Origin of the sequence: Streptomyces hydrogenans (genome assembly GCF_014656075.1) — a bacterium.
In the GTDB taxonomy this organism is placed as follows: domain Bacteria; phylum Actinomycetota; class Actinomycetes; order Streptomycetales; family Streptomycetaceae; genus Streptomyces; species Streptomyces hydrogenans.
Genome location: NZ_BNBS01000012.1, coordinates 59,124 through 81,318 on the forward strand (window position 1 = coordinate 59,124; position 22,195 = coordinate 81,318).

Consider the following 22,195-nt stretch of genomic DNA (forward strand, 5'->3'; position numbering starts at 1 on the left):
ACGCTCAGACACGGGCGAGCTCCTTGGTGCCGAAGAGGCCGGCCGGGCGGATCAGCAGCACCGCGACCATCACCAGATAGGGGGCGAGGTCGCCGATCCCCCGGCCGAGGAAGGCGAGGTCGGACTGGTAGCCGGTGGCGAGGGACTCGACGACGCCGACGATCAGTCCGCCGGCGAGCGCGCCGGTGGTGGAGTCGAGGCCGCCGAGGATCGCGGCGGGGAAGGCCTTGAGGGCGGCGAGCGAGGTGCCGCGTTCCAGGCCGGGGGTGGGGAAGACGGTGAGGAAGAGCGCGGCGACGGCGGCCAGGGCCCCGGCGACCGCCCAGGCGCCGAGCGAGACCCGGCCGAGCCGGACGCCCATCAGGGCGGCGGTCTCCTGGCTCTCGGCGGCGGCCCGCATGGCGACGCCCCAGGAGGTGTGCCGGAAGGCCAGCAGGAAGGCGGTGATGAGGAGGGCGGCGGCGAGCAGGGCGGCGATCCGGGTCTCGGCGATCGTCACCGGGCCGACGGTGACGACGGCGTCGCCCCACGGGTCGCCGAGGGCGAGGATGTCGGTGCCGATCCGTCGGGTCAGCTCGGTGGCGAGGAGGATGTCGACGCCGATGGTGACGATGGCGAGGACGCTGTGGTCGGCCCCCCGGTGGCGGCGCATGACGAGGAACTCGACGGCGGCGCCGACGACGGCCGCGCCGGCGGTCCCGGCGGCCAGCGCGGGCCAGAAGCCGAGCGGTTCGTGGAGGACGGCGACGAAGTAGCCGCCGGCGAGGAGCAGCGAGGCGTGGGCGAAGTTGACGACCTCCGTGGCGCGGAAGATGACGACGAAGCCGAGGGCGATGAGGGCGTAGATGGAGCCCAGGGAGAGCCCGTTGATGAGGAACTCGGCGAAGGTGCTCACGCGGCGGTCTCCTCTCCGAGGTAGGCGCGGACGACCGCCGGGTCGTTCTGTACGTCGGCGGGGCTGCCGTCGGCGATCCGGCGGCCGAATTCGAGGACGGTGACGGAGTCGGCGAGGCGCATCACCAGGCCCATGTCGTGCTCGACGAGGAGCACGGAGATGCCGAGGCCGTCACGGACGCCGGCGATGACGGCGGCGGTGCGCAGCCGTTCGTCGGCGGTCATGCCGGCGACTGGTTCGTCGAGGAGCAGCAGGGTGGGTTCCATGCAGAGGGCGCGGGCCAGTTCGGCGAGCTTCTGCTGTCCGTACGGGAGCGAGCCCGCGGGTTTCGCCAGCTGGTCGCCGAGGCCGACGAAGTCGGCGATCTCCCGGACGCGGGCGCGGTGCCGGGCCTCCTCGCGGGCGGCGGACGGCAGCCGGAGCCCGGCGGCGAGGAAACCGGTGCGGGTGAGCCGGTGGCGGCCGAGCATCAGGCTGTCCTCGACGGTGGCGCGCGGCGGCAGCGCCAGGTTCTGGAAGATCCGGCCCACGCCGAGGTCGGCGATCCGGTGCGGGGGCAGCGAGGTCAGCTCGTGCGGGCCGAGGCGCACGGAGCCCGAGGTGGCCCGGTAGACCCCGGAGAGCACGTTGAAGCAGGTGGACTTCCCGGCGCCGTTGGGCCCGATGAGGGCGTGCACGGTGCCGGGGCGGACGGTGAAGTCGACGCCGTCGAGGGCGGTGAGTCCGGCGAAGCGGACGGTGAGGCCGGTGACGGTGAGGGCGGGGACGTCGTCGCGCGGCGAGGCGCCGGAGGGGGCCGGGGGGTCGGCCGGGGTGCGCGGGGCGGGGACCTCCGGATCGTCCGGGATGCCGTCCGGCGGTGGGGCGGTGCTCATCGGTTCTCCTTGCGGCGCAGGCCGCGGGCGGGAACCCGGGCCTCTTCGTCCCAGCGGGACAGGACGGGGTGGGCGGCGCGGGCGCGGGCGGCGTCCGCCGCGGCGTCGGCGTCGACGACGCCGAGGTAGCGGCGGCGGACCTCGTCGGAGGCGGCGAGTTCGTCCGCCGGACCGGAGAGGGTGACCTCGCCGACTTCCAGGACGTACGCGTGGGAGGCCAGCCTCAGCGCCAGCGCGGCGTTCTGCTCGACCAGCAGCACCGCCGTGCCCTGGGCGTTGATCTCCCGGACCGCGTCGGCGATGCGGGCGGCCATCAGCGGGGCGAGGCCGAGCGAGGGCTCGTCCAGGAGCAGCAGCTCCGGGGCGGCCATCAGGGCGCGGCCGACGGCGAGCATCTGCTGCTCGCCGCCGGAGAGCAGTCCGGCGGGCTGCCGGGAGCGCTCCGCGAGGACGGGGAACAGCTCGTGGACCCGGCGCAGGGCGGCGGCCTTGGCGGCGCGGTCGCCGCGCCGGGCGAGGCCGCCGGCCCGCAGGTTGTCCTCGACGGACATCCGGGCGAAGACCTGCCGGCCTTCGGGGACCTGGCAGACGCCGGCGGCCACGACCCGGTCGGGCGGCAGCCCGTCGAGCGGCCGGCCGGCCGCGGCGACCGTGCCGGAGACCACGGCTCCGCCGTGGAAGCGCAGCGTGCGCGAGACCGCCCGCAGCAGTGTGGACTTGCCGGCGCCGTTGCCGCCCAGGACGGTGACGACGGCCCCCGCGGGCACGGTCAGCGACACGCGCCGCAGCGCGTGCACCGGTCCGTATCCCGCCGTCAGATCCGTCACCGTCAGGGCGGGTGCGGTACCTCCCATGACTCCCCTTTTCCCGGCCGCCGTTGTTACTCGGCCGTTCGGTGGCGCTCACCCCAGCACCGCGCCGGACCGCCCGTCCACGCCCGGCGGCACAAACGCTGCCGGTGACCAGCGGGGCCGCCGGAGGGCTGTGCATGCGCACAACGCTGCGCGTCAGGGCGTTGCCGTCGGGCGCGGGGCGGTGGATGCTCCCGGCATGGGACGGCGCAGACGGCGGACCGGTGACGACTGGAAGGTGCTCGCCCGTGCGTGCACGACGCTTCTGGAGCGGGTGCCGGAGCTGGTGGACGAGCATCTGACGGAACTCCACGCGTACGAGCCCGCCTACGGGCGGATCGTGCCCTACGACCAGCACTGGCAGGAGGCGCACGAGGCGATCCGGATCGGCATCGAGATGATCTCGGCTCCCCGGCACTCGCCCCGGCGGGACCTGGAGCACGCGGAGCTGATGGGCCGGCGGCGGGCCGAGCAGGGCATGCCGCTGGAGCTGGTGGTGCACGCGTACCGGCACGCGGGGCACCTGGTGTGGGACGCGCTGATCGAGGGCGCGGGCCCGGACGCGGCGCAGCTCGCGGCGCTGATGCAGTCGGCGACGACGGTGTGGTCGGCGGTGGACGCGCAGGCGGACCGGGCCTCGGAGGCGTACCGCGCGACGGAGGCGGAGCTGCGGCGGCGCACGGACGAGCAGCTCCAGGCGCTGCTGGACGCGCTGTTGCAGGGCCAGCGGGGGCCGGAGCTGGTGGCGCGGGCGGCGGCGGGCCTGGACCTGCCGGAGCTGGGGCGGTACGCGGTGGTGGTGCTGCGGCCCGACCGCCGGGAGGAGCGCGAGCCCTTCCACCGGCAGGTGCGCGGCGAGGGGCTGCGGTTCCTGTGGCGGATGCGCGCGGACTGCGAGATCGGGGTGGTGGCGCTCGACGGGGGGACCGACCTGGACGCGCTGGCGGAGCTCCTGGACGGGCGGTGTCCGGGGCCGGGCGGCATCAGCCCCGTCGTCACGGGCCTCACCGAACTGGGCCGCGCCCGGCGCCTGGCCGAACTCGCCCTGCGCACCTGCCCGCCGGGCACACGTCAGGTGGTCCGCCTGGACCGGCGGATGGCCGGCGCGCTGATCGTCGGCCAGCCGGACCTGGCGGAACTCCTGGTCACGGACGTCCTCGGGGGCCTCCTCGAACTGGATCCGGCCGACCGCGCGGTGCTCCTGGAGACGCTGGACGCCTGGCTGGACTGCGAGGGCTCGGCGGGCCGCGCGGCCGGCCGCCTCTACTGCCACCGCAACACGGTCTTCAACCGGCTGCGGCGCCTGGAGCAGTTGACGGCGCGCTCGCTGTCCCGGCCGAGGGACCTGACCGAGATGACCTTGGCACTGGACGCGTTCCGGCTGACGGCGCCGGGGTGAGGCGCCGGGCCGGCAGGATGCCCCCGTGACGACGATGACGAACGCCCGTGCGACGGGGCGACGGCCGGTGCCGGGCGCGGTGCTGATCGCGGCCGGGCTGCTGGCGCCGGTCGTGCACGCGGTGGGCCATCAGGTGGCCGGGGCGACCCGGCTGCTGGTGCTGCTCACCGTGTTCGGGCAGGCGTGGCCGTACTGGTTCGCGATGACGCTGCTGTGCGGCGCGGGCGTCCGGCTGGTGAGCGCGCGCAGGTCGGTGTGGGTGCCGGTCGTGAGCGTCTGCGCGGCGGCGGCCGTCCTGCTGCTGCTCGGCAGGCTGGCCTTCGGCGGGCTGCTCTCCCCCGACTGGCGGGAGTCGCGGCGGGTGGCCGCGCCCGGGGGCGCGGAGCGGTACGTGACCGTGGAGACGGGGCGCGCGGTCATCGACCCGCTGTGGCGGGTGACGGTCGTGTCGGGATCGGGGCTCACCGCGCGCGGCCACGTGGTGGCCACGTACGGCGAGCGCTCGGGCTTCCTCGCGGTCGCCTGGGACGGCCCGGACACCCTGCTGGTCACCGGCACCGACGGGGTCGTCCCGATCCGCCTGGATTCCCGGACCGGGAAGCCGGACCGGACGGTCGACCTGGGCTGACGAGAACGGCCGGGCGCCCGTGGGCGCCCGGCGCGTGGGGGCTACGCCAGGAAGTCCCGGGCGATGTGGGAGGCGACCTCTTCCAGGAGGGGGCCGGCGTTCGGGATGGACTTGGCCGGGTCCGGCTCCAGGGCGGAGAGGGGGTAGGCGCGGCGGATGCCGGCGGCGCCCAGGGTCTCCGGGGGGAGGGCGAGGCGACCGCAGACCGCGACGACCTCCTTGCCGGCCGCCCGCGCCGCGGCGGCGACACCGGCGGGGGCCTTGCCGTGGAGGGTCTGCTCGTCGAGCGAGCCCTCGCCGGTGATGACGAGGGTGGCCCGCTCCAGGGCGGGGGCGAAGCCGAGGACGTCGAGCATCAGCTCGATGCCGGGGCGGAAGCCCGCGCCGAGGAGGAGGGCGCCGTAGCCGATGCCGCCCGCGCCGCCAGCGCCCGGGGAGGCGGCCAGCTCGGTGGCCTTCGGGCCGATCGCCTTCTCCAGGACCAGCGCGTAGTGCGCGAGGGCCGCGTCGAGGGTCTCGACGTCCTCGGGCGTGGCGCCCTTCTGCGGGCCGTAGACGGCGGGCGCGCCCTTGGGGCCGGTCAGCGGGTTGTCGACGTCACTGGCCAGGATGAACTCGACGTCGGCGAAGCGCGGGTCGAGGCCGGAGAGGTCGGCGGAGTGCAGGGCCGCGAGGGCCGCGCCGCCGGGGCCGACGGGCTCGCCGGCCGCGTCGAGGAAGCGGGCGCCGAGCGCGGCGAGCATGCCGGGGCCGCCGTCGGTGGTGGCGCTGCCGCCGACGCCGAAGACGATCGTGGTGGCGCCCGCGTCCAGCGCGGCGCGCAGCAGCTCGCCGGAGCCGTACGTCGTGGCGGTCAGCGCGGCGAACGTGCCGGCGGGGAGGAGCTGGAGGCCGGACGCCTCCGCCATCTCGACGACCGCGGTGGTGCCGCGCAGCGCGAACGCGGCGGTGACCGTCTCGCCGACCGGTCCCGTGACCCGTACCTCGTGCCGGTCGAATCCGGCCGCCACGGCCGCCGCGACCGTGCCGTCGCCGCCGTCGGCGACGGGCAGGGCCTCGACCGAGAGGCCGGGGACGACCTTCCGGAGTCCCGCCGTCACCCGCTCCGCGACCTGTACGGCCGTGAGCGAGCCCTTGAACTTGTCGGCCGCCACGAGCACGTGAGCGACCTGAGTTGCTGCTCCGTCCGTCACCTTGCATCCCTTGCTTTCGAACAGGCAGTCGCGCCAGGGCCGACCCTATCCGTACGGCCAGACGGCGTGCCACCCCCGGATAACAGCAAATATCCGACCATAGTGGGCGCACATGAGCACGGATATGAACGAGCGGACGTCTCCGGATCACGTACCGGAACGGCACAGCCCCGACGCGCAGGTCATCGGGATCGGCATGGCCGCCGTCGTCGCGGTCGTCGGCTGGGCGGCGCTCGGCAAGGATTCCTTCGACAGCGCCTCGTCCTCGGCCCTCTCCTGGGTGCTGGACAACTTCGCGTGGCTGTTCGTGATCGCGGCCGACACGTTCCTGGTGCTGTGCGTGGTGCTCGCGCTGAGCCGCTTCGGCCGGATCCGGCTGGGGGCGGACGACTCGGAGCCGGAGTTCACGAACCTGGCGTGGATCGCGATGATGTTCAGCGCCGGCATGGGCATCGGCCTGATGTTCTACGGCGTCGGCGAGCCGCTCCAGCACTTCCTGGACCCGCCGCCCGGCGGCGGCCCGGCGGGAACGGGCGCGGCGGCCCGGACGGCGATGGAGTACTCCTTCTTCCACTGGACGCTGACCCCCTGGGCGATCTACGGCATCGCCGGGCTGGCGCTGGCGTACGCGGGCTTCCGCAAGGGCCGCGGCAACCGGCTGAGCAGCGCCTTCGTGCCGCTCCTCGGGGAGCGCCGGGCCCGGTCCTGGCAGGGCAGGGCGATCGACCTGCTGGCGGTCTTCGCGACCGTCTTCGGCACGGCGACCAGCCTGGGCCTGGGCGCGCTCCAGGTGGCCGAGGGCCTGAACCTCACCCTGGGCGTCGAGGACTCGACGGCCACCGAGCTGATCATCATCGCCTCGCTGTCGGCGGCCTTCGTCCTGTCGGCCTTCTCCGGCCTGCACAAGGGCGTGAAGTGGCTGTCGACGCTGAACATCGTGCTCGCCGCGTGCCTGGCGCTCTTCGTCTTCCTGCTCGGACCGACCGTCTACGTCCTGGACACGATCCCGGCCTCGGTCGGCGGCTACCTCCACCAGCTGCTGCCGATGGCGAGCCGCACCGGCGCCTTCACCGACCGCGACTGGCTGGGCGCCTGGACGATCTTCTACTGGGCGTGGTGGCTGTCCTGGGCGCCGTTCGTCGGCACCTTCATCGCCCGGATCTCGCGCGGCCGGACCATCCGCGAGTTCCTGGTGGGCGTGCTGCTGGTGCCCTCCGGGGCGACCGTGGTCTGGTTCTGCGTGATGGGCGGCACGGCGATCCGGCTGGAGTCCACCGGCGAGGCCGATCTGGCGACGGCGGTGGAGGACGGGGCGGAGGCGTCGCTCTTCGCGATGCTGGAGGCGCTGCCGCTCGGCACGCTGACCTCGGTCGTGGCGATGCTCCTGGTGATGACGTACTTCGTCACCAGCGCCGACTCGGCCTCCCTCGTCATGGGCTCGCTGACCAGCCGGGGCTCGCTGAACCCGCCGACCTGGCTGGTGGTGACCTGGGGCGTGCTGATGGCGGCCGTCGCGGCGGTGCTGCTGGTCGCGGGCGGCCTGAACTCCCTCCAGACGGCGACGATCCTGGTGGCCCTGCCGTTCGTCGTGGTGATGCTGGTGCTGTGCTGGGCGCTGGTGAAGGAGCTGCGGGAGGACCCGGGCGCGGGCCCCGCCCGGCACCACGCGCTGCACGGGATGCGGGACGCGGTGCGGGCCCTGGTCGGCGAGGCGATGACCGAGCAGAGCGGCGGCCGCCACCACCGGCTGCACCGCGCGGCCCGCTCCCGCGCGGACGGGGAGAGCGGTCCGACCGACCCGCCGCGGGAAGGCGGGGGCGCCTGACCGACGCGGGACGACGGGGGCGCCCGGCCCGGCTCCCGGTGGCGGGGACCGGGGCCCCGAGTGGTCGGGGCCGGGGGGCGAACGGCTCCGGGCGGCCGGGACCCCGGAGCGACCCGCGCGGCCCCGGGCGGCCGGGGCCGGTCGCTACGCTGACGCTGTGACCCTCACCGATTACGCCACGTACATCGCCGGCCTCCCCCGCGTCCTGGCCGCGGCCGCCGCGCTCTTCCGGGACCCCTCGGGCCGGATCCTGGTCGTGGAGCCGAACTACCGCGAGGGCTGGACGCTGCCCGGCGGGACGGTCGAGTCCGACACCGGCGAGACGCCCCGGCAGGCGGCCCGCCGGGAGACCGCCGAGGAGATCGGCCTGGACCTGCCGCTGGGCCCGCTGCTCGCGGTGGACTGGGCGCAGAGCACGACCCGGCCGCCGATCGTGGCGTACCTCTACGACGGCGGGGTGCTGCCCGAGGAGCGGTTCGCGGAGATCCGGCTCCAGGAGGAGGAGCTGGTCTCCTGGAAGCTGATCGAGCCGTCGGAGGTCATGGCGCACCTCCTGGGCGGTACGGGCCCCCGGGTGCTCGCCGCGCTGGACGCGCTGGCCGGCGGGAACGGCCCGGCGGAGCTGGAGAACGGCCTGCCCGTCGCCTGACCGCCCGGCGGGGGTCAGCCCTGGGGCGGCTCCGGCGGCAGCACCGCGCCGGTGCGGTTCGCCTCGTCGCGGGTGGCGGTGCGGGCCTCCGTGCGGTGGCCGCGCGCGATGTAGTCGCGGACGACGGCCTCCACGGCGTCCTGCGGGCTGCCGACGCCCGCCAGGACCATGACTTCCACGACGAGTTCGGCGTCGAGCGCGATGTTCACCTTGGCCATGAGCGCGAACCTAGCACCGGGAAACCCGCTCGCGGGAGCGGATCCGGGATGCCTACGCTCCCGCCATGACGATGGTCGCGATCCTCTCCGGTGCCGGTATCTCCACGGACTCGGGCATCCCGGACTACCGGGGCCCGAACGGACTGTGGCGCCGGGACCCGGAGGCCGAACAGCTGGTCACCTACGGGCCGTACATGGCGGACCCGGACGTCCGCCGCCGCTCCTGGCTGATGCGGCGGGACGCCCCGGTGCTGACGGCCGAACCGAACGCGGCGCACCGCGCGATCGCGGCGTACGAGCGGAGCGGACGCGCGCTGCGGGTGATCACGCAGAACGTGGACGGGCTGCACCAGGCGGCCGGCGTGCCGGAGCGGAAGGTCTTCGAACTCCACGGCACCGCACGGTCGGTGGAGTGCACGGCGTGCCGGGTCCGGTCCCCGATGGCGGAGACCCTGGAGCGGCTGGAGGCCGGTGACCCGGACCCGGCGTGCCGGGACTGCGGCGGGATCCTCAAGCCGGCGACCGTCATGTTCGGGCAGCGGCTCGACCCGGTGGTGCTGGGCGACGCGATGTCGGTGGCGAAGGCGGCCGAGGTGTTCGTCGCGGTCGGTACCAGCCTCCAGGTGCAGCCCGCCGCCTCACTGGCCGGGATCGCGGCCGAGCACGGGGCCCGGCTGGTCATCGTGAACGCCGAGCCCACCCCGTACGACCCGCTGGCCGCCGAGGTCCTGCGCGAGCCGATCGGCACGGCCCTGCCCGCGCTCCTGGACCGGCTCGGCTAGAAGAGCGCGTCGGGGAGCCCGGCGCCGCCGGCCTCGAAGGCGAGCAGGCGCTGCTTGCGGTCGAGGCCGCCGCCGTAGCCGGTGAGGCTGCCGCCGGACCCGATGACGCGGTGGCAGGGGACGATGACGCCGACCGGGTTCTTGCCGTTGGCCAGGCCGACCGCGCGGGAGGCGCCGGGACTGCCGAGGGCCTCGGCGAGTTCGCCGTACGTGCGCGTCTCCCCGTACGGGATCAGCCGGAGCTGCTCCCAGACGCGCAGCTGGAACGGCGTGCCCTCCAGGTGGAGCGGCAGGTCGAAGTCGGTGAGCTCGCCCGCGAAGTAGGCGTCGAGCTGGCGGACCGCCTCGCCGAAGGGGCGGGGGTCGCGGTCGCCGAAGGTCTCCTCCGGCGGGCGGTGGCGCTGGCCGGTCATGTGGAGGCGGCTGAGGACGCCGTCGACGGCCACCAGGGTCAGCGGCTCGTAGGGGCTGTCCACGACCGTGTGCACGACCGTGCGGGGCGTGGTGGTGCGGGGCATGGCGGAACGTCCTTACGCGGGGAGGTGGTTGATCGGGTGGTTGTCGGTCGCCCACAGGTACTGGACGGCGTAGGCCCGCCAGGGCGCCCAGGGGGCGGAGCGGGCGGTGAGCGCGGCGGGGGCGCCGGGCAGGCCCAGCCCCTCGGCGGCGCGGCGGACGCCGAGGTCGCCGGGGAGGAAGGCGTCGGGGTCGCCGAGCGCGCGCATGGCGATGACCTCGGTGGTCCAGGGGCCGAAGCCGGGCAGCGCGAGGAGCCGGGCGCGGGTCTCCGCGCGGTCGGTGTCGGGGCCGAGGGCGAGACCGCCGTCGGCGAGGGCCCGGACGAGGGTGAGCAGGGTGGTGCGACGGCTCCGGGGCAGCGCCAGGGTCTCGGGGTCGAGTCCGGCGAGCGCCTCCGGGGTGGGGAAGAGGTGGGTCAGGCCTCCCTCGGGGTCCTCGACGGGCACGCCGTGGGCGGTGACGAGGCGGGCCGCGTGGGTGCGGGCGGCGGCGGTGGAGACCTGCTGGCCGAGGACGGCCCGGACGGCGAACTCGGCGGGGTCGACGGTGCCGGGGACGCGCCGGCCCGGCGCCTTGTCGACCAGCGGGGCGAGCAGCGGGTCGTCGCGCAGCCGGTCGTCGACGGCGACGGGGTCGGCGTCGAGGTCGAGGAGGCGGCGGCAGCGGCTGATGGCGTGGGTGAGGTCGCGCGGGTCGGTGAGGGAGAGCCGGCAGGCGATGTGGTCGGGGCGCGGGGCGAGGGCGACGATCCCGTGTCCGTACGGGAGGGCGAGGGTGCGGCGGTAGGCGCCGTCGCGCCACTCCTCGACGCCGGGGACGGCGGTGGCGGCGAGGTGGCCGAAGAGGTTGGACGGTTCGAGCGGGGCGCGGAAGGGCAGCCGCAGCGCGATCACGCCGGGGGTGTGCGGGGCGGCGGGCCGGGCGGCCCGGGCGCGCAGTTCGCCGGGGGTGAGGGCGAAGACCTGGCGGACGGTGTCGTTGAAGGAGCGGATCGAGGAGAAGCCGGCGGCGAAGGCGATCTCGCCGAAGGGCAGCGCGGTGGTCTCGACGAGGACGCGGGCGGTCTGGGCGCGCTGGGCGCGGGCCAGGGCGAGCGGGCCCGCGCCCAGCTCGGCGAGGAGCTGGCGCTCGACCTGCCGGGTGGACCAGCCGAGCCGGCGGGCGAGCCCGGGGACGCCCTCGCGGTCGACGACCCCGTCCTGGATCAGCCGCACCGCGCGGGCGACGGCGTCGGCCCGTACGTTCCACTCCGGGGAGCCGGGGCTGGTGTCGGGGCGGCACCGCTTGCAGGCCCGGAAACCGGCCCGCTGGCAGGCGGCGGCGCTGGGGTGGAACTCCATGTTCTCGGGCTTCGGCGGGACGGCCGGGCAGCTCGGCCGGCAGTAGATCCGGGTGGTGCGGACGGCGGTGAAGAAGACGCCGTCGAAGCGGGCGTCCTTGGACTGGACGGCCCGCACACAGCGCTCGGTCTCGGTGTGCATGGCTCCAGGATCGGGGATGCGCGGACACCGGGCTGGCAGGAAAACGACATGGACGTCCGGGCGGCCGCTCAGTCCACGGGCACGGTCCGGAAATGGGTGGTGAGCCGGCCGGTGTCGTCGAGGACGTGGAAGGCGACCCCGGGCGGGGTGTCCAGGTGGACGTGCGGGCTGTCGGGGCCCGGGTGCTCCCAGGGCAGCCGCAGGGTGGAGACGGTGCCGGGGGCGACGAGCAGGGGCAGGCCGGCGAAGGTGGTGGCGGCGGCGGTGTGGGCGTGCCCGGCGAGGAAGGCGGTGAGGTGCGGGTGGCGGGCGGCGAGCGCGGCGAGCCGGTCCTCCCCGTACTGCCGGATCTCGTCGACGTACGGGGTGTGCAGCGGCACCGGCGGGTGGTGGAAGGCGACGAGGACGGGCGTGTCGCGCGGGGTGTCGGTGAGGACCCGGTCCAGCCGCTCCAGGGTCCCGTCCTCCAGGTGTCCGTCGTCCTTGCCGGGGATCGAGGAGTCGCAGACGGCGAGGACGAAGCCGTCGCCGCGCAGCACCTGGTCGACGGGGGCGGTCGGGGCCGGGTCGCCGTCCTCGCGGAGCAGCGGCCCGAGCCCGGCCCGGAAGGCGGCGCGGTCGTCGTGGTTGCCGGGGCAGACGACCAGCGGGTGGCGGCCGGTGAGGAGTTCCCGGGCGCGGTCGTACTCGGCGGTGGCGCCGTGGTCGGCGACGTCCCCGGAGACCAGGACGGCCGCCAGGTCGTACGGCAGCTCCTCCAGGTGGCGCAGGACGGCGCGGGTGCGCGCGGTGGCGCGCTCCCCCGCGTCGATGTGGATGTCGCTGACGTGGGCGATGACGATCACGCGAGGGCCTCCGGCGGTCGGGGTGGACGGTGGTCCACCCGGCCGACCGTACGGCGGCCCGGGGCGGGGGCGTAAGGTCCACCGTCCGCGCGGTGGCCCCTTCGGTCACTCGAAGCGGGTGGGGTCCCCGGCCCCGACGCGGATGATCTCGGGGTCGCCGCTGGAGAAGTCGACGACGGTGGTGGGGACGGTGCCGCAGTCGCCGGAGTCGAGGACCGCGTCGACCTGGTGGTCGAGCCGCTCCTTGATCTCCCAGCCCTGGGTCAGCGGTTCCTCCTCGTCGGGCAGCAGGAGGGTGCTGGAGAGCAGGGGTTCGCCGAGCGAGGCGAGCAGCGCCTGGGTGACGACGTGGTCGGGGATGCGGACGCCGACGGTCTTCTTCTTGGGGTGGAGCAGCTGCCGGGGCACCTCCTTGGTGCCGGGCAGGATGAAGGTGTAGGCGCCGGGGACGGCGGACTTGACGGCGCGGAAGACCCGGTTGTCGATGTGCACGAGCTGGCCGAGCTGGGCGAAGTCCGCGCACATCAGGGTGAAGTGGTGCCGGTCGTCGAGGCGGCGGATCTCCCGGATGCGGGTGAGGCCGTCGTGGTTGCCGATCCGACTGCCCAGCGCGTAGCAGGAGTCGGTGGGGTAGGCGATGAGCCCGCCCTTGCGGATCGAGTCGGCCACGCCGTCGATGATGCGCGGCTGGGGGTTCTCGGGGTGCACGTCGATGTACTTGGCCATGGGCCGAGTCTAGGTTCCCCGGGCGTCCAGGTTTCTGAGGTGGCGCCAGACGTCCTTGGCCGCGTTGTGCCCCGACATGCCGTGGACTCCGGGTCCCGGCGGGGTGGCGGAGGAGCAGAGGAAGACCGCCGGGTGGGGGGTGCGGTACGGCCACGGGGAGAGGGTGGGGCGGAGCAGCAGCTGGAGGCCGCCGGCCGCGCCGCAGGCGATGTCGCCGCCGATGTAGTTGGCGTTGCGCGCGGCGAGTTCGGGCGGTCCGGCGGTGGCCCGGGCGAGGATCCGGTCGCGGAAGCCGGGGGCGAAGCGCTCGATCTGCCGCTCGACGGCGTCGGTGAGGTCGCCGCGCCAGCCGTTGGGCACGTGCCCGTAGGCCCAGAAGACGTGCTTGCCCTCGGGGGCGCGGCCGGGGTCGACGAGGGTGGGCTGGGAGGTGATGAGGAACGGCGTGTCGGGGGCGGTGCCGGAGGACGCCTGGCGCAGCGCGGTGTCGATCTCGCGGGTGGTGGGGCCGACCTGGACGGTGCCGGCCCTGCGGGCGGCCTCGGCGGTCCACGGCACGGGTCCGTCGAGGGCGTAGTCGAGCTTGAAGGCGGCGGCGCCGTACCGGTAGTGGGCGTAGTGGTGGGCGCCGAAGCCGGTGATGCGGGCCAGGGCGGTCGGCGAGGTGTCGAAGAGGTAGGCGCGGGCGGGCGGCAGGTCGTCGAGGCGCTTGACCTCGAAGCCGGTGTGGACGGTGCCGCCGAGTTCGGTGAGGTACGCGGTGAGGGCGTCCGGGATGGCCTGGGAGCCGCCCCGGGGCACGGGCCAGCCGCCGGCGTGCGCGGCGAGCGCGAAGACGAGGCCGACGGCGGAGGTGGCGAAGCCGTCGAGGGGGGCCATGACGTGCGCGACCATGCCGGCGAAGAGGGCGCGGGCCTTCTCGTCGCGGAAGCGGCGCAGCAGCCAGGTGGAGGGCCGGAGGCCGAGGAGGCCGAAGCGGGCGAGGGTGACCGGGTCGCGGGGCAGCGCGGTGAGCGGCAGCTGCATGAAGTCCCGGGCGAGGGCGTCCCACTTGCCGAGGAAGGGGGTGACGAGCCGGCGGTAGGCGCCGGCGTCGCGCGGGCCGAGGGAGGCGGCGGTCTCGGCGACGGAGCGGGAGAGGACGGCGGCGGTGCCGTCGTCCCAGGGGTGGGCCATGGGCAGCTCGGGGTGGAGCCACTCCAGGCCGTACCGGTCGAGCGGCATGGTCGCGAAGACGGGCGAGCCGGCGCCCAGCGGGTGGACGGCGGAGCAGGGGTCGTGGCGGAAGCCGGGGAGGGTCAGCTCCTCGGTACGGGCTCCGCCGCCGACGGTCTCCTTGGCCTCGAAGACGGCCACGGAGTGTCCGCGCCGGGCCAGCTCCACGGCGGCGGTCAGTCCGTTGGGCCCCGCCCCCACCACGACGGCATCGAGCAGCGACGTCACCTCGGACTCCTCACGTCGGCCGGCGGTTCGCCGGGCCCCAGGATAGGCCCGGACCCGCCCGCGCGGGCGCCGCACCCGGTCCGGGGCCGGTTCCGCGGCGGGCGGGGCGTGGTGAGCACGCGTCAGTCCCCGGCCGGGCCGGAGGCGAGGAGGGCTCGGATCCGCTCGGCGGTGGCCGCGTCCCGGGCCGCGGTGAACGGCAGCGCGTTGTCCCCGGCGATCCGGAAGGGCTCGCCGGCGACGGTGGTGTGCGCGCCGCCCGCCTCCGTGACGAGGAGCAGTCCGGCCGCGTGGTCCCAGGCGTACTCCCAGCTGAAGGCGGTGGCGTCGAGCGCGCCCCGGGCGACGGCGAGGTACTCCAGTCCGGCCGAGCCGCACGGCCGGGGCCGGACGCCCTCGGTGGCCAGGGCGAGCAGGGCCCGCTTCTGGTCCGGGGTGGTGTAGTCGGGGTGCGAGGTGGCGACCTCCAGGGCGGCGCCGGGGGCGGGCGAGCCGGACCGGAGCGGCCGCCCGTTCAGGGTGGCGCCGCGGCCGCGGACGGCGACGGCCAGCTCACCGAGGGCCGGGGCGTAGGTCCAGGAGGCGAGGAGCTCGCCGTGCCGGGCGAGGGCGACGAGGGTGCAGAAGGCCGGGTCGCCCTGGACGAACTGGCGGGTGCCGTCCACCGGGTCGACGATCCAGACGGGCGCGTCGCCGCGCAGCGCGCCGTACAGCTCCGGGTCGGCGTGCACGGCCTCCTCGCCGACCACGACGGAGCCGGGCAGCAGGGCGGTCAGGGACGCGGTCAGGTGTTCCTCGGCGGCCCGGTCGGCGACCGTCACCAGGTCGTACGGCCCGTTCTTCTCGACGATCTCGTGCTCGGAGAGCTGGCGGAAGCGCGGCGTGATCTCCGCCGCGGCCGCCTTGCGGACCGCCTCCTCCACCTCGGTCGTGCCGCCGTCGAGGACGTGCTCAAGGAAGGAATCGATCATGTGCCCAGCTAAGCACGCGGGTCCGACGATCGGTACAGGGCCTCCGCCGGGACCGGGCGCGCGGGGGCGGCGCCCGCGGGGCGGGGCGGGCGCGTCGCCGGGGACGCGTGGCGGCTGGCTAGGATCACCCTCATCCGCGGAAAGGGGACGAAACGGTGCACGGTGAGTACAAGGCGCCCGGCGGCAAGCTCGTCGTCGTCGATCTGGACGTCGAGGACGGGGTGCTGCGCGACGTGCGGGTGGCCGGGGACTTCTTCCTGGAGCCCGACGAGGCGATCCTCGCCGTCGACCGCGCGCTGGAGGGCGCGCCCGCCGACACCGACGCCTCCGGGCTCGCGGCCCGCATCGACGCGGCGCTGCCGCCGGGCACGCAGATGTACGGACTCACCAGCGAGGGCGTCGGGATCGCGGTCCGACGGGCGCTCGCCCACGCCACCGACTGGACCGACTACGCCTGGCAGCTGATCCACGAGCCGCCGCAGTCCCCCGCCCTGCACATGGCGCTGGACGAGGTGCTCACCGCCGAGATCGCGGCCGGCCGGCGTCCGCCGACCCTGCGGGTCTGGGAGTGGGGCGCCCCCGCCGTCGTCATCGGCAGCTTCCAGTCGCTGCGCAACGAGGTCGACCCGGAGGCCGCCGCGCGGCACGGGATCCAGGTGGTGCGCCGGATCAGCGGCGGCGGCGCCATGTTCATCGAGCCCGGCAACACCATCACGTACTCCCTGTCGGTCCCCGACCGGCTGGTGCAGGGCCTGACCTTCGCGGACAGCTACGCCTACCTCGACGACTGGGTGCTCGGCGCCCTCGGCGACATGGGCGTCACGGCGTGGTACCAGCCGCTGAACGACATCGCCACCGAGGCGGGAAAGATCGCGGGCGCGGCGCAGAAGCGGATGGTGACCGGCGACGGCGCGGTGCTGCACCACGTGACGATGGCGTACGACATCGACGCCGACAAGATGACCGAGGTGCTGCGGATCGGCCGCGAGAAGCTGTCCGACAAGGGCACGAAGAGCGCGAAGAAGCGGGTCGACCCGCTGCGCCGGCAGACCGGTCTGCCGCGCGAGGCGGTCATCGAGCGGATGATCGCCTCCTTCCGGCAGCGGTACGGCCTGACGGAGGGCCGGGTGTCGGAGGAGGAGCTGGCCGCCGCCGAGGAGCTGGCGGGGTCCAAGTTCTCGTCCCCGGAGTGGACCGCCCGGGTGCCCTGATCCGCCTTAGGCTTCCGGGCATGCGAGTGGAGTTCCCGGTGCGGCCCGGGCTGCGGATGGAGTGCGCCGACGGGCGGCGCCTGGTGCTCGTGCGGGAGACGGCCGGCCGGGGACCGGTGCCGGTGCTCTTCGCCCGGCAGCGGGTGACGCACCGGGGCGTGCACTACGCGCGGACCGGCCGGCACGTCTCGCCACTGGCCCCGCTGCGGGCCGAACGGGCCCGGGAGTACGCGGAGTTCGCGGCGCCCGGCGGCGCGGCGTGGCGGGACCGGTGGGCGGCGCACGCGGAGGCCGGTCTGCGCGCGGCGGACGCCGGACCGCTGCACGCGGGCGCGTGGCGGCTGGGCCCGGACGCCACCGGCTGGTTCGTCGAGCGGCACTGGGACCACCTGCTCCCCCACGACCGCGACCGGGGCCACCTCACGTGGTTCGGCTACGGCGACCCGGAGGGCGACGCCCGGGACCTGCTGCCGCTGCGGGCCCTGTCCCGGCCCGGGGCGCCCCGGGTGCGGGCGTATCGCCGCCAGTACCGCGAGGGCGTGCTGCCGCCGGTGTTCGCGTGGTGGATCAGCGGCCTGAACGTGCCCGTCGTCCTGGACGGCCACGACCGGCTGGTGGCGGCGCTGGCGGAGGACGGCCGGCCCGAGGTGCTGGTCCTGTCCCGGGCGGTCGGCGCGCAGGACGTCGCGCGGTACTCGGAGCACCTGGTGCGGGCGTACGAGGAGCGGATGGCGGCGCTGGAGGACGGCCCGCTGCGCGGGACCCGGGCGGCCGGCGCGGCCCGCCGGTTCGCGGGCGAGCTGGAGCGGGTCGCCGGCTCCCCCGACCGCACGCGCGCGTGGCCCTTCCCGGGCGGCGTCCGCGCCTGGGAGGAGGCGGCCGCCGCGCACGTCCCCGGCTGGCGGCCCGACGCGGACGGGTGACCTGCCCCGGCCCGGCTCGTTGACGTCGTGGACATGCTGGACCGACGGCCGCGGAGGGCACCTTGGGACGGGCGAGAGCACTGACGGCGGCGCTCCTGGGGGTGTTCCTGGCGACCGCGCCGGTCGCCCCGCGCGAGGCGGGCGCGATCGTCGGCGGCCGGGAGGCGGCCCCGGGGGCGTACCCCTACGTCGCGGCGCTGGTGGACGTCGCGCGTCACCGGCAGTTCTGCGGCGGCGCCCTGATCGGCCCCCGGCACGTCCTGACCGCCGCCCACTGCCTGACCGGCTCGTACGCCGACACCGGGCGGGTCGCGGTGCTCCTCGGCGCGCACGACCTGCGCACGGCGGCGGAGTCCGGCCCCCCGCGCGCGGCGCGCCCCGCCCGCTTCACCCTTCACCCCGGCTACGACCGCCGCACCCAGCAGAACGACCTCGCCGTGATCACCCTGTCCGGACCGGTCCGCCCGGACGCCGGCGTCCGCCCGGTCCCGCTCCCGACCGTCGCCGAATCGTTCACCCACACCCGGTTGGAGGCCGTCGGCTGGGGGGCGACCTCCTTCGGCGAGGGCCCCTCCCCCGTGCTGCGCGCGGTCACCCTGGACACCCTGTCCAACGCGGCCTGCGCCCTCCGGGGCGTCGACGGCCTCACCCCGGCCCAGCTCTGCACCTGGACCCCCGGCCGCGACACCTGCGTCTACGACTCCGGCGGCCCGCTGGTGCACCGCGCGCCCGGCGGCCGCCCCACCCTGGCCGCGCTCGTCTCCTACGGCCGCGGCTGCGCCACCGACACCCCCGCGGTCAACACGAGGGTCTCCGCCCACCTGCCCTGGATCCGCCGGGTCACGGGGGTCGCCCCGCCGGTCCCGTGACCGGTCGCGGCACATGCGAGAACGAGCCGTGCGGGCCGGTTCTCACCGGCCCGCACGGCTCGTCGTCGATGGTGTCCGAGGGGGGACTTGAACCCCCACGCCCGATAAAGGGCACTAGCACCTCAAGCTAGCGCGTCTGCCATTCCGCCACCCGGACAAGGTGTTGGTCGACCGCTGGTTTCCCCTGCGGCGACGAACATCAATCTACCAGGTGTTCGAGGTGCTTCTCACCCACGTTTCCGGTGGTCAGAGCGGGTCAGGAGGGCTGGCCGGCGATGTCGACCAGCCGGACCACGCCGAACGCGTCGGTGCGCATGCCGAAGACGTCGCCCCGCATCCGCTTCTCCAGGCCGCCGCCCTCCGCCGCGTGCCCCCCTCTCGGAGCGGCGCGTGCGGTGGACGGCGGCACGGTGCGCGGGGACGGTCAGGGCCCGGGGGCGGGTGCGCCCTCGCGCAGGGAGTGGAGCCACGCCTCCGGGGTGGTGCCGGGCGGGTCCGGGACGAGGGGGTCCCCGGTGGCGGGGCGGGTGGTGCCGACGTACGGGTAGCTGCCCAGGAAGCACACCTCGACCGAGCGGCGGCGCAGGGCCATCAGGGCGTCGCCGACGGCGGCCTCCTCGACGTGCCCGTCCAGGTCGAGGAAGAAGTGGTAGCTGCCGAGCGCCGCGCCGGTCGGCCAGGACTGGATCCAGGTGAGCCCGACGCCGCGGGTGGAGAACTCGGCGAGGATGTCGACCAGCGCGCCCGAGTGGGCGCCGTCCGCGGTCACCACGATCGAGGTGCGGTCCCGGCCGGTGCGGACGGGCCACGGTCCCGCTCCCCGCACGGAGACGAAGCGGGTGACGGCGTCCCAGCGCTCGCCGATCCCCGAGGCGAGGACGGACAGGCCGTAGCGGGCGGCTGCCACGGGCGCCGCGATCGCCGCGTCGTACCGCGCGCCGGGCGACGGGGACTCGGCGACCTCCCGGGCGGCCGCGGCCGTGGAGGCGGCGAGGCGCACCTCGGCTCCGGGGAGCCGCGAGGCGAGCCAGTGGTGGCACTGGCCGTGGGCGTGCGGATGGCTGAGGACCCGCCGGACGTCGGCCAGCTCCGTCCCGGGCCTGGCCATCAGGGCGAAGGTCACCGGCACCTCGATCTCCGCGTCGAGGCGGAGCGGGACGCCGCCGGACACCAGCTCGTCCAGCGTCGCGGGCACCACGCCGCGCACCGAGTTCTCCAGGGGGACGACGGCGCCCACGCAGTCGCCCGTCCGCACCGCGTCGAGGGCCGAACCCACCGTCGGGAAGGGGGCGTACACCGATCCCGCGGCCTCGGGCAGCAGTCGGAGCGCCGCTTCGGTGAAGGTCCCCTCGGGGCCTAAGTAGGCGTACCGCGACTCACCGCGCATGACGGTCCCCGCTCTCCTGCCGCGCCGGGACGGACGCGAGCCGGGTCCGGGGCAGTTCCATGCCGAGCCGGCTCTCTATCTCCGCGATGCGGGAGGTGAGTTCGCCGATCGTCCGGGACTGGGCGTGCAGCAGGGCGGTGAGTTCGGGCACGTCCGCGGGGACGGCGGTCCGCAGGATCTCCTGCTGGAGGCTCTGCACGCGGGCGGCGGGTTCCAGGCCCAGCCGCTCGATCATCGCCGTGCGCAGCCGCCGGTACACGGCGAGCGCGTCGGAGCGCCGGTCGGAGCGGTGCAGGGCGAGCATGTACTGGGCGTGCAGCCCCTCGTGGAGCGGATGGTCCACGCAGAGGCCGGCCAGTTCGCCGAGGAGTTCGCGGTGGCGGCCGAGCCGGAGGTCCGCGTCGACGCGGTGCTCCAGGACGATCAGCCGGGAGTCCTCCAGGCGCTGGGCCGCGGCCTGGAGCCTGCTCCCGGTCCGTACGTCCATCAGCGCGGACCCGCGCCACAGCCCCAGGGCCTTCTCGAATCTGAGGCCGGCCGCGGCGTAGTCGCCCGAGGCGAGCGCCTCGCGGCCGGCGGCGACCGACTTCTCGTACCGGTCGGCGTCCGACACGGTGCCGGGCGTCTTCAGCACGTACCCGCCGGGGGCGGCCCGCAGGATCTCCTGCGGATCGCTCCGGGAACCGTTCAGGAGACGCCCGATCACCTTGCGGATCTGGAAGATGTAGGTGCGGACCGTGGCGGCCGCGCTGAGACAGGGCGCCTCGCCCCAGAGTTCGTCCACGATCGAGTCGGTGAGCACGAGTTGACCCGCGTGCAGCACCAACAGGGCGAGCAGTGTGCGCTGTTTGGCGGCGGTGAGCTGAACCTGTCTCCCCTCGAAGGACACCAAGAGTGGACCCAGCAGTCCGATTTCCATCGAAAGACCCCCGTACTCGGTCCCCGCACGGGGCCCCGGGGACCTGAGGAGAGCGGCCCCCTTGCCGCGCCCACCCCCGGTGCCCCGCGCAGGGCACTTCGTCCTCGTGTCGTCCGGATTCCCGGCGGGATCCGCTAGGCGGCCTTCTGCTGCCCCCGTCCGACGAAGCCGAAGACTACGACGGATCCGATGAGCAGCAGGACGCCGGAGGCGATCACGCTCACCCGGGTGCCCGCCTCGATCGACGACGCGCCGTTCAGGATCGAGCCGAGGATGGCGACGCCGACCACGGCGCCCGTCTGGCGGGCCGAGTTGAGGGCGCCCGAGGCGATGCCGGACAGCTCCCGGGGCACCGAGCCCATGACGGCGACGACGAGCGAGGGCATCGCGTAGGAGATGCCGAAGCCGAGGAGGAGCAGGCCGAGGGAGCTGACGGCCACCGACACGGCCGAGTCGGACGTGGTGCCCGCCTGGACGAGGGTGCCGACGCCCATCAGCGCGAAGCCGGCCGTGGCCGGGGTGCGCGGGCCGATCCGGGCGACCAGCCGGCCGGTGAAGATCGGGTTGAAGGCGGTGGGCAGGGTCAGCGGCAGGAAGGCGAGGCCCGCGAGGAAGGCGGAGTAGCCCCGGCCCTGCTGGAAGAGGAGCGAGAGCGTGAACAGCACGCCGGACAGCGCGAAGTTGATCAGGAGTCCGGCGAAGAGCGCCGCCGAGAAGGTGCTGCTGCGGAAGAGCCGCAGCGGCAGCATCGGCGTGTGCCGCTCGGTGGCCTCGCGGCGCTCCACCGCGATGAAGACGCCCGCGGCGACGACGAAGAGGGCGAAGGAGCCGAGCACCTCGGGGGCCGTCCAGCCCGCGCCGCCCGCCTGGATGAGTCCGAAGGTCAGGGCTCCCAGCGCCACGATCGCGGAGACCTGCCCGGGCAGGTCGAGCCCGCGGGCGGTGTTGCGGCCGGTCTCCGCCGCGCCCTTGGCGGTGATCACGATGCTCACCAGGGCGATGGGGACATTGACCAGGAAGATGGCCCGCCAGCCGATGGAGTCCGTCAGGACGCCGCCGACGAGGGGGCCGGCCGCCAGCGCGACACCGGTGATCGCCGCCCAGGTGCCGAGCGCCTTCGCCCGGGCCGCCGGGTCGGAGAACGAGTTGGCGACGATGGCCAGCGAGGTGGGCAGCAGCAGCGCGCCGGAGACGCCCAGCAGGGCCCGGGCCACGACGAGCAGCTCCACGGAGCCGACCAGGGCGGAGGCGGCGGAGATCAGCCCGAAGGTCCACAGTCCGACGAGGAAGACCCGGCGGCCGCCGAAGCGGTCGGAGAGGGTGCCCGCGGTGAGCAGGAACGCGGCGAAGGTGAGCGTGTAGCCGTTGGACACCCACTGGAGGGAGCTGAGCCCGGCGTGGAGGCTGTGCCCGATGTCCGGCAGCGCGACGGTGACGATGGTCGTGTCCATCAGCACCATGAAGTAGCCGAGCGCGAGACCGAGCAGGAGGCCCTTGGTGGACCGGGCCGGACCGTCGCCGGCCTCCGTCGGGCCGGGGACGCCTGCGGGGGTGTTCGGCCGGGTGGCCGGAATTGCCATGAGTAA

At 75.2% G+C, this 22,195-nt stretch carries 23 protein-coding genes and 1 tRNA gene; 8 read left to right on the top strand and 16 right to left on the bottom strand.

From position 1 onward, the window contains the following. Nucleotides 1–4: 4 nt before the first annotated feature. From IE321_RS08055 to IE321_RS08065, 3 genes are read right to left on the bottom strand one after another with little or no spacing between them, the layout of a single operon-like run. Complete coding sequence (locus tag IE321_RS08055; protein ID WP_043224031.1) at nucleotides 5–895, bottom strand: branched-chain amino acid ABC transporter permease; 891 nt, start codon at nucleotides 893–895, stop codon at nucleotides 5–7. Beyond that, nucleotides 892–1,770 carry an ABC transporter ATP-binding protein gene (locus IE321_RS08060; RefSeq protein ID WP_051842014.1) on the bottom strand — a complete coding sequence of 293 codons (879 nt, stop codon included), beginning with the start codon at nucleotides 1,768–1,770 and terminating at the stop codon, nucleotides 892–894. The genes IE321_RS08055 and IE321_RS08060 overlap by 4 nt, the downstream gene beginning before the upstream one ends. Further along, a complete protein-coding gene (locus IE321_RS08065) occupies nucleotides 1,767–2,624 on the bottom strand; it encodes an ABC transporter ATP-binding protein (protein WP_051842010.1) in 858 nt (285 codons plus the stop codon). The genes IE321_RS08060 and IE321_RS08065 overlap by 4 nt, the downstream gene beginning before the upstream one ends. Nucleotides 2,625–2,820: 196 nt before the next feature. Between IE321_RS08065 and IE321_RS08070 the strand changes: the two genes are divergently transcribed. Further along, nucleotides 2,821–4,020, top strand: coding sequence for a PucR family transcriptional regulator (locus IE321_RS08070; RefSeq protein WP_043224030.1), 1,200 nt, complete (start codon nucleotides 2,821–2,823; stop codon nucleotides 4,018–4,020). 25 nt (nucleotides 4,021–4,045) lie between these two features. Further along, nucleotides 4,046–4,648, top strand: a complete 603-nt coding sequence (locus IE321_RS08075) for a hypothetical protein (protein WP_190222296.1) — start codon at nucleotides 4,046–4,048, stop codon at nucleotides 4,646–4,648. A gap of 41 nt (nucleotides 4,649–4,689) precedes the next feature. Here IE321_RS08075 and IE321_RS08080 read toward each other — a convergent pair whose 3' ends face one another. Beyond that, complete coding sequence (locus IE321_RS08080) at nucleotides 4,690–5,841, bottom strand: glycerate kinase (RefSeq protein WP_190222297.1); 1,152 nt, start codon at nucleotides 5,839–5,841, stop codon at nucleotides 4,690–4,692. 112 nt (nucleotides 5,842–5,953) lie between these two features. Here IE321_RS08080 and IE321_RS08085 point away from each other — a divergent pair, with 112 nt between their 5' ends. Continuing rightward, nucleotides 5,954–7,666, top strand: coding sequence for a BCCT family transporter (locus IE321_RS08085; RefSeq protein WP_190222298.1), 1,713 nt, complete (start codon nucleotides 5,954–5,956; stop codon nucleotides 7,664–7,666). 157 nt (nucleotides 7,667–7,823) lie between these two features. Then, nucleotides 7,824–8,315: an NUDIX domain-containing protein gene (locus IE321_RS08090; protein ID WP_190222299.1), complete on the top strand. Its 492-nt coding sequence runs from the start codon at nucleotides 7,824–7,826 to the stop codon at nucleotides 8,313–8,315. A 14-nt stretch (nucleotides 8,316–8,329) separates the two neighbouring features. Here the strand turns inward: IE321_RS08090 and IE321_RS08095 are convergent, their stop codons facing one another. After that, nucleotides 8,330–8,533: a type II toxin-antitoxin system VapB family antitoxin gene (locus IE321_RS08095; protein WP_043224023.1), complete on the bottom strand. Its 204-nt coding sequence runs from the start codon at nucleotides 8,531–8,533 to the stop codon at nucleotides 8,330–8,332. Nucleotides 8,534–8,598: 65 nt separating this feature from the next. Here IE321_RS08095 and IE321_RS08100 point away from each other — a divergent pair, with 65 nt between their 5' ends. Then, the gene (locus IE321_RS08100; protein WP_190222300.1) at nucleotides 8,599–9,315 is read left to right on the top strand and encodes an SIR2 family NAD-dependent protein deacylase; all 717 of its coding nucleotides are present in this window, start codon (nucleotides 8,599–8,601) and stop codon (nucleotides 9,313–9,315) included. Here IE321_RS08100 and IE321_RS08105 read toward each other — a convergent pair. The 6 genes from IE321_RS08105 to IE321_RS08130 all read right to left on the bottom strand — a co-directional run bounded on the left by IE321_RS08105 (nucleotide 9,312) and on the right by IE321_RS08130 (nucleotide 15,300). Beyond that, nucleotides 9,312–9,833 carry a methylated-DNA--[protein]-cysteine S-methyltransferase gene (locus IE321_RS08105; protein WP_043224019.1) on the bottom strand — a complete coding sequence of 174 codons (522 nt, stop codon included), beginning with the start codon at nucleotides 9,831–9,833 and terminating at the stop codon, nucleotides 9,312–9,314. The genes IE321_RS08100 and IE321_RS08105 overlap by 4 nt on opposite strands. A 12-nt stretch (nucleotides 9,834–9,845) precedes the next feature. Beyond that, a complete protein-coding gene (locus IE321_RS08110; protein ID WP_190222301.1) occupies nucleotides 9,846–11,315 on the bottom strand; it encodes an AlkA N-terminal domain-containing protein in 1,470 nt (489 codons plus the stop codon). Nucleotides 11,316–11,383: 68 nt separating this feature from the next. Further along, nucleotides 11,384–12,160: a metallophosphoesterase gene (locus tag IE321_RS08115; protein WP_190222302.1), complete on the bottom strand. Its 777-nt coding sequence runs from the start codon at nucleotides 12,158–12,160 to the stop codon at nucleotides 11,384–11,386. Between the two features lie 105 nt (nucleotides 12,161–12,265). Then, a complete protein-coding gene (locus IE321_RS08120) occupies nucleotides 12,266–12,886 on the bottom strand; it encodes an L-threonylcarbamoyladenylate synthase (RefSeq protein WP_043224014.1) in 621 nt (206 codons plus the stop codon). 9 nt (nucleotides 12,887–12,895) lie between these two features. Continuing rightward, a complete protein-coding gene (locus IE321_RS08125; RefSeq protein ID WP_051842004.1) occupies nucleotides 12,896–14,329 on the bottom strand; it encodes a phytoene desaturase family protein in 1,434 nt (477 codons plus the stop codon). A gap of 122 nt (nucleotides 14,330–14,451) precedes the next feature. Next, the gene (locus IE321_RS08130) at nucleotides 14,452–15,300 is read right to left on the bottom strand and encodes an inositol monophosphatase family protein (RefSeq protein ID WP_043224012.1); all 849 of its coding nucleotides are present in this window, start codon (nucleotides 15,298–15,300) and stop codon (nucleotides 14,452–14,454) included. 155 nt (nucleotides 15,301–15,455) lie between these two features. On the opposite strand from IE321_RS08130, the gene lplAB reads away from it, so the two are divergent. The 3 genes from lplAB (at nucleotide 15,456) to IE321_RS08145 (ending at nucleotide 18,303) form a co-directional block, all read left to right on the top strand. Continuing rightward, nucleotides 15,456–16,511, top strand: coding sequence for a lipoate-protein ligase LplAB (gene lplAB / locus IE321_RS08135; RefSeq protein WP_190222303.1), 1,056 nt, complete (start codon nucleotides 15,456–15,458; stop codon nucleotides 16,509–16,511). Nucleotides 16,512–16,531: 20 nt separating this feature from the next. Next, nucleotides 16,532–17,434 (top strand): hypothetical protein, encoded by a 903-nt coding sequence (locus IE321_RS08140; RefSeq protein ID WP_190222304.1) that lies wholly within the window; start codon nucleotides 16,532–16,534, stop codon nucleotides 17,432–17,434. Nucleotides 17,435–17,496: 62 nt separating this feature from the next. Further along, nucleotides 17,497–18,303: a S1 family serine peptidase gene (locus IE321_RS08145; protein ID WP_226652793.1), complete on the top strand. Its 807-nt coding sequence runs from the start codon at nucleotides 17,497–17,499 to the stop codon at nucleotides 18,301–18,303. A gap of 69 nt (nucleotides 18,304–18,372) precedes the next feature. Here IE321_RS08145 and IE321_RS08150 read toward each other — a convergent pair. The 5 genes from IE321_RS08150 to IE321_RS08170 all read right to left on the bottom strand — a co-directional run bounded on the left by IE321_RS08150 (nucleotide 18,373) and on the right by IE321_RS08170 (nucleotide 22,189). Continuing rightward, a tRNA-Leu gene (locus IE321_RS08150) sits at nucleotides 18,373–18,460 on the bottom strand. Nucleotides 18,461–18,559: 99 nt separating this feature from the next. Beyond that, the gene (locus IE321_RS08155; protein ID WP_190222305.1) at nucleotides 18,560–18,712 is read right to left on the bottom strand and encodes a hypothetical protein; all 153 of its coding nucleotides are present in this window, start codon (nucleotides 18,710–18,712) and stop codon (nucleotides 18,560–18,562) included. Between the two features lie 15 nt (nucleotides 18,713–18,727). Beyond that, nucleotides 18,728–19,690 (bottom strand): prephenate dehydratase, encoded by a 963-nt coding sequence (gene pheA, locus IE321_RS08160; RefSeq protein ID WP_190222306.1) that lies wholly within the window; start codon nucleotides 19,688–19,690, stop codon nucleotides 18,728–18,730. After that, nucleotides 19,680–20,579, bottom strand: coding sequence for an AfsR/SARP family transcriptional regulator (locus IE321_RS08165; RefSeq protein ID WP_190222307.1), 900 nt, complete (start codon nucleotides 20,577–20,579; stop codon nucleotides 19,680–19,682). The genes pheA and IE321_RS08165 overlap by 11 nt, the downstream gene beginning before the upstream one ends. Before the next feature lie 164 nt (nucleotides 20,580–20,743). Continuing rightward, complete coding sequence (locus tag IE321_RS08170; RefSeq protein ID WP_190222308.1) at nucleotides 20,744–22,189, bottom strand: MFS transporter; 1,446 nt, start codon at nucleotides 22,187–22,189, stop codon at nucleotides 20,744–20,746. Nucleotides 22,190–22,195 lie beyond the last annotated feature (6 nt).

Excerpts from the sequence above, each read along its gene's own strand:
- IE321_RS08060 (WP_051842014.1), bottom strand. The coding sequence starts at position 1,770 with ATGAGCACCGCCCCACCGCCGGACGGCATCCCGGACGATCCGGAGGTC.
- IE321_RS08065 (WP_051842010.1), bottom strand. The coding sequence starts at position 2,624 with ATGGGAGGTACCGCACCCGCCCTGACGGTGACGGATCTGACGGCGGGA.
- IE321_RS08070 (WP_043224030.1), top strand. The coding sequence starts at position 2,821 with ATGGGACGGCGCAGACGGCGGACCGGTGACGACTGGAAGGTGCTCGCC.
- IE321_RS08085 (WP_190222298.1), top strand. The coding sequence starts at position 5,954 with ATGAGCACGGATATGAACGAGCGGACGTCTCCGGATCACGTACCGGAA.
- IE321_RS08095 (WP_043224023.1), bottom strand. The coding sequence starts at position 8,533 with ATGGCCAAGGTGAACATCGCGCTCGACGCCGAACTCGTCGTGGAAGTC.
- IE321_RS08100 (WP_190222300.1), top strand. The coding sequence starts at position 8,599 with ATGACGATGGTCGCGATCCTCTCCGGTGCCGGTATCTCCACGGACTCG.
- IE321_RS08105 (WP_043224019.1), bottom strand. The coding sequence starts at position 9,833 with ATGCCCCGCACCACCACGCCCCGCACGGTCGTGCACACGGTCGTGGAC.
- IE321_RS08110 (WP_190222301.1), bottom strand. The coding sequence starts at position 11,315 with ATGCACACCGAGACCGAGCGCTGTGTGCGGGCCGTCCAGTCCAAGGAC.
- IE321_RS08120 (WP_043224014.1), bottom strand. The coding sequence starts at position 12,886 with ATGGCCAAGTACATCGACGTGCACCCCGAGAACCCCCAGCCGCGCATC.
- IE321_RS08130 (WP_043224012.1), bottom strand. The coding sequence starts at position 15,300 with ATGATCGATTCCTTCCTTGAGCACGTCCTCGACGGCGGCACGACCGAG.
- IE321_RS08140 (WP_190222304.1), top strand. The coding sequence starts at position 16,532 with ATGCGAGTGGAGTTCCCGGTGCGGCCCGGGCTGCGGATGGAGTGCGCC.
- pheA (WP_190222306.1), bottom strand. The coding sequence starts at position 19,690 with ATGCGCGGTGAGTCGCGGTACGCCTACTTAGGCCCCGAGGGGACCTTC.
- IE321_RS08170 (WP_190222308.1), bottom strand. The coding sequence starts at position 22,189 with ATGGCAATTCCGGCCACCCGGCCGAACACCCCCGCAGGCGTCCCCGGC.